A 7,979-nucleotide genomic window follows, 5' to 3' on the forward strand; every position below is an offset into this window, starting at 1 on the left:
CTTTCGCGGGAGGCGGGCACTATGCGCCCGCCGGCGTCAGGCCGAACGCCGGCCGGCCGGATTAGCTTGGATGCCAGCGCGCTTGATGCTCGGCGTGCGTGGCCAGATACGCACCGGGCCCGAACAATTCGTCGTAAAAGTCCGTGTCGAGATGTTGCGCCTGTAGATACATCAGGACGTACACCGTCGGCACCGTGCCCGGCAGCTTGCCGAAGGTGTCGTAGATGTAGGACGCTTCGGCGGTCACGACGTCCTGGATGCCATCCGGCGGCAACGCCGAGCCACGCACCTTCCGGTTGTCCGACCATGGTCCCGGCGTATCGACGTGAAATGGGCCGCCGGGTCGGTACTTTCGTTCCACCAGTTTCTGCACGCCTGCGGCCACCGACGGCACATGCGGCGGGCTGAGCGTCTCAAAATATCCGGGCAGCCCGGTGGCATTGGGGAATGGCCAACACTCGTCGTTGTCGGCGACGAAGCCCAGCCCGGGTGCTCGCGGATCACCGGAGCCGCCGAGCACGGACAACCGGTCGAGCCCGTCGTAGGTCCAGCCGCCGAGACCCATTGCCTGCAAGGCCAGCACCCCATTGTTGGCGGCAATCGCGAGTTCCGCGCTGGCCTCGGTGATCGTGTACTGCTCGACGAAAGACAGCGGAAGCGGGTCATCGGCGCGGGATAACGAAAACCGGTCAAGATTAGGGATATTACGGCCGTTGATGTCGTCGGTGATCGGATAGCCGTTGGCTGCGAAGAACCACAGGTTCTCCATCAGATGCTCGGCGAGATCAGCTACCGGGAACGCCAGCAGGCTGCCCGGATGATTACCGATCCACGTGTTGTGCCCTTCCATATACGGTTCTTCGCGGGGCAGTTCGAGGCGAGCATCCGAGATCCGCGTATAGGACGTCGCGGTGTGACTGATCCAGGCTTCGATGCTGTCGAACGCGCGTGGCTGCTCGTCGCGGCTGGGCAGCAGATAGGTGCCGGTGTCGTCAGTGAAGAACAGCTGGCTGGTGTGAAAACCTGCGGCCGACGGGAAGGTGCGGCCCGTCGCACTGCCCGCGTAGTTGGGAAATGCCGGCGCATAACCGGGATGGTGGGTTATCCCGAAATTCCATCCCGTCACTCCGCCGGTGACCGAAATAATCAGGGCCCGTTCGACTTCCGACAACGACTGCACCGGTCGTCGGCTGGTGTATGCCAACGCGCCGGCCGGAATCCGGCCGCCGACCGGGAATCGGCGCGACCGTCGCCCGGTCAGTGCGGCGAACAGCGGGAAGCGGGCCAGCTCGGCGAGCGCGGCCCGCTCGTGGTCGGAGATAGCCAGGCTCACCGTGCCCACTCTGTCATTGCGCGTAGGTCGTCGCGGCGTTGGCATCCTGGAACATCTCCGAGACAATCAGCCACGACCGGTCGGCCTGACGCTGCAATGCGCGAAGCAAGAAATTGTCCCGGTCGAGCGCGCCGCCGACCAGCACCAGAACGACCTGGGGGTGTCAGCACGCGAAATTTCCTTTCGGGTGGTCCCTCGGGCAGGCGTTGACCCAATCGGCGTTATCGGAGTACACCGCCTGCAGGGCCTCCGCATCGCGGTCCCGGAAGCCGATCAGCAAGGTCAGCAGCGTCTTGCCGATGGCCTGCTGGTCCTCGGGCGGCAGGTCCGCGAAGCCGGTCATGCCGGGATGCTAGGCGCCGCAGTGAACTTTTAGTCGGAGTATCGCGTGGTAGCAGTAGGTACGAGAAAGGTTTCCGAGATGAGTCCCCTGCTGATGGTCTACTTTTCGATCGGTGCGCCGGTCGCCGGGTACGGTCTGGTGAGCCTGCAGGCGCGCCTGGAGCGGTGGGACTACGAACGGCACGCCGAGGACTAGGGCGGGTATCGATTGAAACCACGGATACTGGTCGTCGGCGCCGGCGTGAGCGGCATTTCAGTCGCCCGCGGGTTGATGCGCGACGGCTACGACGTCAGCGTCTTCGATCAGCGACCCAACGTGACAGCGGGCGGCGGAGCGGTGACGATCTGGTCCAACGGCGCCACCGTCCTCGACCAGCTGGGTGTCGACATGAGTGGCGCCGGTCAGCCGCTGTCCTCAGTGCGGATCACGACATCGTCGGGTCGCCCGCTGGCCACCGTCGACCTCGACGCGATGATCACCCGGCTCGGCGCATCGATTCGGATGGTCCCGCGCCGGATTCTGCTCGAGCGGCTGCTCACCGGATTTCCGCTCGACCGCGTCCGCTGCAACTCCCGGGTGGAGCGGGTGGTCCATACCCGCGACGGCGTACGGATCGACTTCGAAGACGGCAGCTCAGCCGATGGGGATGTGCTGATCGGCGCGGACGGTCTGCACTCGGTTGTCCGCGATGTGGTCGGAGCGCCACCCGCTAAGCCGACCGGATGGTGCAGCTGGCAAGGCCTTGTCACGGTGCCTGGCATCGCCGAACCGCGCATCGCCAGGATGATGATCGGCGAACACGGAAACCTCGGGCTGTGGCCGGCCGGTGGCTCTTCTCTGCAGTGGTGGTTCGACTTACCTTGGGCGCCCGGCTTTCTCAGGCCGCAGCAACCGATCGAGATGATCCGCTCCCACTTCGCGGGGTGGTCCCCCATGGTCGACGAAGTACTTGCGACGCTGACCGACGACGATTTGGCCCCGTCGCCGTTCCCGCATTTTCGGCACCCGATTCCCAGCGCCGGCACGGGCGCGGTGACGCTGCTCGGCGACGCCGCACACGCGATGCCACCCACCCTCGCGCAGGGCACCAATCAGGCACTGCTGGACACGATGGTGTTGCGAAAGTCGCTCTCGGATCTCCGGGGCGGCGGTGATGTCAGCAAGGCTCTGCGACGCTACGAGCGCACCCGCCACCGCAAGGTCAAGGCGGTGTCCTGGGTGACCACCCAGCAGGTGTCGCGCAGCGAGGCGGTGCTGCGGCCCGCGGCGCTCATCTCCGACCGCTTGGTGACGTGGGCGCTGACGAGATTCCTCGGCTGGTCTAGTCACCGCGACATCTCGGCTGAGATCAGTGGCACGGCTCTTGCCGAGGTCAGGTGATGTCGACGACGGCGAAGGTGCCGCCTGCCGCGGCGGCCCGTGTCGTCGAGTGGGTACGCCATCACCTGTACCGGCTCAACCAGCGCTTGATGCCGGCGCCCGCGGCGATGATGGAAATGATCATCGCAACCTGGGCGTCGCAGGCGATCACCGTCGCCGCCGAGTTGGGGGTCGCCGACGCACTGGCCGATGGGCCGTTGACGATCGATGAGTTGGCGGCGAAGGTCGGTGCGGACTCGGACGCCTTGGGTCGGCTGCTGCGCGCATTGATCGGGCGAGGCGTCTTCCGTCATCGTCGCGACGGCCGCTACGAGCTGAATCCTCTTGCCCGCACCTTGTGTTCAGACGCAGAAATATCGATGATGTGGGCGGCCAAGTTCTACGGATCGGCTGAGCAACGCGCGCGGTGGACACTGCTGGGGAGTTCGATTCGAACCGGAAAATCAATAGTGCCGGTATTACACGGCAAGGAAAGCTTCGACTATTTCGCCGTGGATCCCCAGCACGCGGATCTCTTCAACCGAACGATGGCGAGTATTTCGCAGCTGACCGATGCTTCGGTGGCGGCCGGTTACGATTTCGGTGCCTATCCCACGATCGTCGACGTCGGTGGCGGCCACGGACCGCTGCTGGCTACCATCCTGGCCGCGACGCCGGGCTCACAAGGCGTGCTGTACGACTTGCCGGCGGTGGTCTCGGCGGCGCCGAAGCTTCTGTTCGAGCGCGGTGTGGCCGATCGGGTACGTATCGAGGAGGGATCGTTCTTCGACGGCATTCCCGCGGGTGGCGACGCGTACGTGTTGAAGAACATCATCCACGACTGGCCCGACCAGAAAGCGGTGCAGATTCTGCGCAATGTTCGCGCCGCCGCCCAACAAGATTCGACCATCCTGCTGGTGGAATTAGTGATCCCCGAACACGATCGGGACTTCCCCGGGAAATGGGCCGACCTGGAGATGCTGCTGAACTTGGCAGCCCGGGAGCGTACCGCCGCCGAGTACCGAAACCTGCTCAGTCAGGCCGGGTTTCAGATGACCCGCTTGGTGCCGACCGCATCGCCGCTGAGCCTCGTGGAGGCCCGCGTAGCGTGAACCGGCCGTCACTGGTACACAATGGCCCACATGACGCTGGATCTGACCGGGTATTTCGCGCGGATCGGCTACCGCGGCGCGGCGGACCCGACCCTCGATGTCCTGCAGGAATTGGTGACGGCGCACACCCAGACCATTCCGTTCGAGAATCTTGATCCGCTGCTGGGCGTGCCGGTCGACGACCTGAGTCCAGAGGCGTTGGCCGACAAGCTGGTTCATCGGCGCCGCGGCGGCTACTGCTACGAGCACAACGGCCTGATGGGCTATGTGCTGGAAGAACTGGGCTTCGGGGTGCGCCGGTTCGCGGCCCGGGTGGTCTGGGGAGCGGCCCCCGGAGCGGCGGTGCCGTCGCTGACCCACACCCTGTTGGGCGTAGCCCCGCCCGGTGCGCCGCAGCTGTTCCTGGTCGACGTGGGTTTCGGCGGCCAGACGCCGACATCGCCTCTTCGTCTGGAAACCGGCAGCGTCCAGCAGACAACCCACGAGCCGTACCGGCTGCAGGGCCGCGCGGACACGCTGGTGCTGCAGGCTGAAATTCGCGGCGAATGGCAATCCCTGTACGAATTCGCCACCAAGACAGCGCCGCCGATCGATCTCGTCATCGGCAGCTGGTACGTCTCGACCCACCCGTCGTCGCATTTCGTCACAACATTGATGGCTTCGTTGGTGACCGCAGACGGGCGATGCAACCTATCGGGTCGCCATCTGTCTGTGCACGGCGGCGGCGGGACGCAGAAGCTCGAATTGCCTGATGCCGCGACGGTGGTCGACGTATTGGGCGACCGTTTCGGTATCAACCTGGCCGACACCGGCGAACGCCCGGCGCTCGAAGCGCGCATCGACCGGCTGGCGTCCTAACCGAGATGCGGAAGCCAGGATCCGATCCGGCGTAACGCTTCCTCGATATCGCCGGCCGGCCCCGCGAAGGAGAGCCGGACGTAGGAGCCGCCGCGCACCGGATCGAAGTCGATACCGGGTGCGATCGCTACTCCAGTGTCGGCCAACAACTTTGAACAGAAGACCATCGAGTCATCGGTGAAATCGGAGACGTCGGCGTAGACATAGAACGCACCGTCGGTGGGCGCCAGCCGGTCGATGCCGATGTGTCGCAGACCGTCGAGCAGCGTCGCACGATTAGCGGCGTACTGATGCAGATGCGCCTCGGCTTCCTGAACCGATTGCGGTGTGAACGCCTCGACCGCGGCGTGCTGCGAGAGAACCGGTGGGCAGATGGTGAAGTTTCCGGTCAGACGGTCCACCGCGCGGCGCAGCTCGGCCGGCACCAGCAGCCAGCCCAGCCGCCATCCGGTCATCGCGAAATACTTGGAAAAGCTGTTGACCACAAAGGCATTCCGCGACGTGCTCCACGCGCAGCTGGTTTGCGGGGCGCCGTCGTAGACCAACCCGTGGTAGACCTCGTCGCTGATCAGTCGAACTCTCGATTCGTCGCACCATGACGCGATCGCTGCGAGTTCCTCGGGCGGGATGACCGTACCGGTCGGGTTGGCCGGGCTGGCCACCACAACGCCTTTCACCGGCGGGTCGAGCTCGGCCAGCATCTGCGCGGTGGGCTGGAAACGGGTCTCGGGGCCACATTCGATCACCACGACCTCGCACCCCAGCGCGGTCAAAATATTGCGGTAGCAGGGGTAGCCGGGGCTGCTGACCGCTACCCGATCGCCGACGTCGAAGCAGGACAGGAAGGCCAGCAGAAAACCACCGGAGGATCCTGTTGTCACCACCACGTCGTCCATCTCGACCTGTACGCCGTACCGGTCGAGGTACGACGCCGCGATTTCGGCCCGCAGCTCAGGAATGCCCAGCGCTACGGTGTAGCCCAGCTGATTGCGACTCAGCGCAGCTACCGCGGCGGCGCGCACCGGTTCCGGAGCGCCGGCACTGGGCTGGCCCGCCGACAGGTTGACCAGATCACCGTGACTGCGTTGACGTTCGGCGGCCGCCAGCCAGACGTCCATCACGTAGAACGGCGGAACCCCGGCGCGTAGCGCGACCCCATCGGTCATGCGGTCAACGTTAGAACACTTCGGACTCGAGCCGGCGCAAGTAGTCGGCCGCCGAGCCGAGAAGATGCGAACTGCCATGTGCACGTTTGAAATACAGCTGCATGTCGTGTTCCCAAGTGATAGCGATACCGCCGTGAAGTTGGATGCCTTCAGCGGCCACCGTGCTGAACGCCTCGGTGGCTGCGATGCGTGCCAGCGCCGCCGAGGTCGCCGACGGTGCATCCGCGGCCTCGTTCACGACGGCGCGTGCGGACTGCACCGCGACATACAGATCGGCCATCCGATGCTTGAGGGCCTGGAAGCTGCCGATCGGTCGACCGAACTGCTGACGTTCCTTGGTGTAGTCGACGGTCAGTTCCAGGCAACGAGCGGCGGCACCGACCTGCTCGGCGGCCAGCAGTATCGCCGCGGAATCGGCCACACCGGGATCCTTACCCACCGGCGCCGTGTCCTCCGGTGTCAGCCGGGCCAGCCGGCGAGTGGGATCCATGGACGGGAGCGCCTCGGCGCTGAATTTCGTCCACCGGTCGAGCTTGCCGTCGTCGGCCGCGATGACGATGTCGGCAACGTCGCCGTTGACCACGTAGTCGCGGTCGAAGACCACCGCACCGATCGCCGCGCCCTCGGCTAACGAACCCAACGCATCGGCGTCGGGCTCATCCGCGGCCAGCAGCGCCAGTTCGGCGAGCGTCGTGCCGAGCAGCGGGCTGGGCACCAGACCCTTGCCGAGTTCTTCGACAACGACGGCCGCGTCACCGAGACTGCCACCGGCACCGCCGAATTCCTCGGCCACCACCAGAGCTGCGGCGCCGACCTGCTCGCACAGCAGCCGCCATAACGATTCGTCGTAGCCGCGGTCGGATTCCATCGCCTTGCGCACCGCGGCGGGGGAGGCGTGCTTGGCCACCAGCGCCGCTACGGTCTCGCGCAGCAGTTCCCGTTCGTCACTCACTGGATGGCCTCCAAAACCCGTCGCCGATGGGTGGCCGGGTCACCCCAGGCCGGTCGCAGCGCCTGGACCCGTAGCAGCCACAGCGACAAGTCGTGCTCGGCGGTGAAACCGATGGCGCCGTGGGTTTGCAGCGCCGATCGTGCGGCAAGCAATGCGGCATCGGAAGCCGACGCTTTGGCGGCGCTCACATCGCGGGCGGTGTCCGGCGACCGATCGGCCAGCGACAGCGCGGCGCCGTACACCAGTGGGCGGGCCAACTCCAAAGCGATATGCACGTCGGCCAGCTTGTGCTTGATCGCCTGGTGGGAACCGATGGCCCGGCCGAACTGGGTGCGTTGTTTGGCGTAGTCGACGGCGGCGTCCAGCAGGGCCTGGCCCGCCCCGATCAATTGGGCCGCGGTGGCCAGCGCGCCGAACTCGTACCCGCGTGCCACATCCGCCTGCCACGTCGTTGCGCCGGCGACGACGTCGAACAACTTGCGGCTGGGGTCGACGGACTCATGCTGCTCGCCGGGACGGGCCTCGCTGACGTGTCCGTCCGGATCGGCCAGCAATGTCAGCCCGGCGGTGTCGGCGTCGGTGGCGCGCGGCACCTGCGGGGGAAGCGCGACGGTGACGACCAGCTCACCAGTGGCCAATTGAGAGCAACGCTCGTCGTCGGCCAGCAAAACCGGTGCCACGGCGATGGATTCGGTCACGGGGCCGGGTACGCCCCAGCGGCCCAGGCGTTCGAGCGCGACGACCAGGTCGACCGGATGCGCGTCGATGCCGTCGAACCGCTCCGGCACCGCCAGGGCGGTGACGCCCAAGTCGGCCAGTCTTGCCCAGACCTTGCGGCCGGGCGCGGTGTCGCCGC

9 protein-coding genes are annotated in these 7,979 nt (G+C 66.0%); 3 read left to right on the forward strand and 6 right to left on the reverse strand.

The genetic code is table 11. The features are described from left to right. Positions 1–61: 61 nt before the first annotated feature. Genes WAO18_RS21010 through WAO18_RS21020 form a run of 3 tightly spaced genes read right to left on the reverse strand, consistent with a single transcriptional unit; the run spans position 62 to position 1,676 of the window. Positions 62–1,333: a hypothetical protein gene (locus WAO18_RS21010; RefSeq protein WP_422208163.1), complete on the reverse strand. Its 1,272-nt coding sequence runs from the start codon at positions 1,331–1,333 to the stop codon at positions 62–64. A 13-nt stretch (positions 1,334–1,346) separates the two neighbouring features. After that, the gene (locus WAO18_RS21015; RefSeq protein WP_422208164.1) at positions 1,347–1,478 is read right to left on the reverse strand and encodes a hypothetical protein; all 132 of its coding nucleotides are present in this window, start codon (positions 1,476–1,478) and stop codon (positions 1,347–1,349) included. A gap of 18 nt (positions 1,479–1,496) precedes the next feature. Then, positions 1,497–1,676, reverse strand: a complete 180-nt coding sequence (locus WAO18_RS21020; protein WP_422208165.1) for a hypothetical protein — start codon at positions 1,674–1,676, stop codon at positions 1,497–1,499. Positions 1,677–1,895: 219 nt separating this feature from the next. On the opposite strand from WAO18_RS21020, the gene WAO18_RS21025 reads away from it, so the two are divergent. From WAO18_RS21025 to WAO18_RS21035, 3 genes are read left to right on the forward strand one after another with little or no spacing between them, the layout of a single operon-like run. Then, positions 1,896–3,056, forward strand: a complete 1,161-nt coding sequence (locus WAO18_RS21025) for an FAD-dependent oxidoreductase (protein ID WP_422208172.1) — start codon at positions 1,896–1,898, stop codon at positions 3,054–3,056. Then, on the forward strand, positions 3,056–4,147 hold the full coding sequence (locus WAO18_RS21030) for a methyltransferase (protein WP_422208166.1): 1,092 nt from the start codon (positions 3,056–3,058) through the stop codon (positions 4,145–4,147). Before WAO18_RS21025 ends, WAO18_RS21030 begins: the two co-directional genes overlap by 1 nt. A gap of 30 nt (positions 4,148–4,177) precedes the next feature. Beyond that, positions 4,178–5,005: an arylamine N-acetyltransferase family protein gene (locus WAO18_RS21035; RefSeq protein ID WP_422208167.1), complete on the forward strand. Its 828-nt coding sequence runs from the start codon at positions 4,178–4,180 to the stop codon at positions 5,003–5,005. On the opposite strand, the gene WAO18_RS21040 is transcribed toward WAO18_RS21035, so the two are convergent. The 3 genes from WAO18_RS21040 to WAO18_RS21050 all read right to left on the reverse strand — a co-directional run. Further along, a complete protein-coding gene (locus tag WAO18_RS21040; protein ID WP_422208168.1) occupies positions 5,002–6,171 on the reverse strand; it encodes a pyridoxal phosphate-dependent aminotransferase in 1,170 nt (389 codons plus the stop codon). The two genes, WAO18_RS21035 and WAO18_RS21040, sit on opposite strands and share 4 nt — an antisense overlap. 10 nt (positions 6,172–6,181) lie before the next feature. Continuing rightward, the gene (locus tag WAO18_RS21045) at positions 6,182–7,123 is read right to left on the reverse strand and encodes an acyl-CoA dehydrogenase family protein (protein ID WP_422208169.1); all 942 of its coding nucleotides are present in this window, start codon (positions 7,121–7,123) and stop codon (positions 6,182–6,184) included. Continuing rightward, positions 7,120–7,979: acyl-CoA dehydrogenase family protein (locus WAO18_RS21050; RefSeq protein WP_422208170.1), on the reverse strand; the 860-nt coding region annotated here is incomplete at its 5' end. The genes WAO18_RS21050 and WAO18_RS21045, both read right to left, overlap by 4 nt.

The sequence above is a fragment of the Mycobacterium sp. genome (assembly GCF_049278535.1).
Taxonomy (GTDB): domain Bacteria; phylum Actinomycetota; class Actinomycetes; order Mycobacteriales; family Mycobacteriaceae; genus Mycobacterium.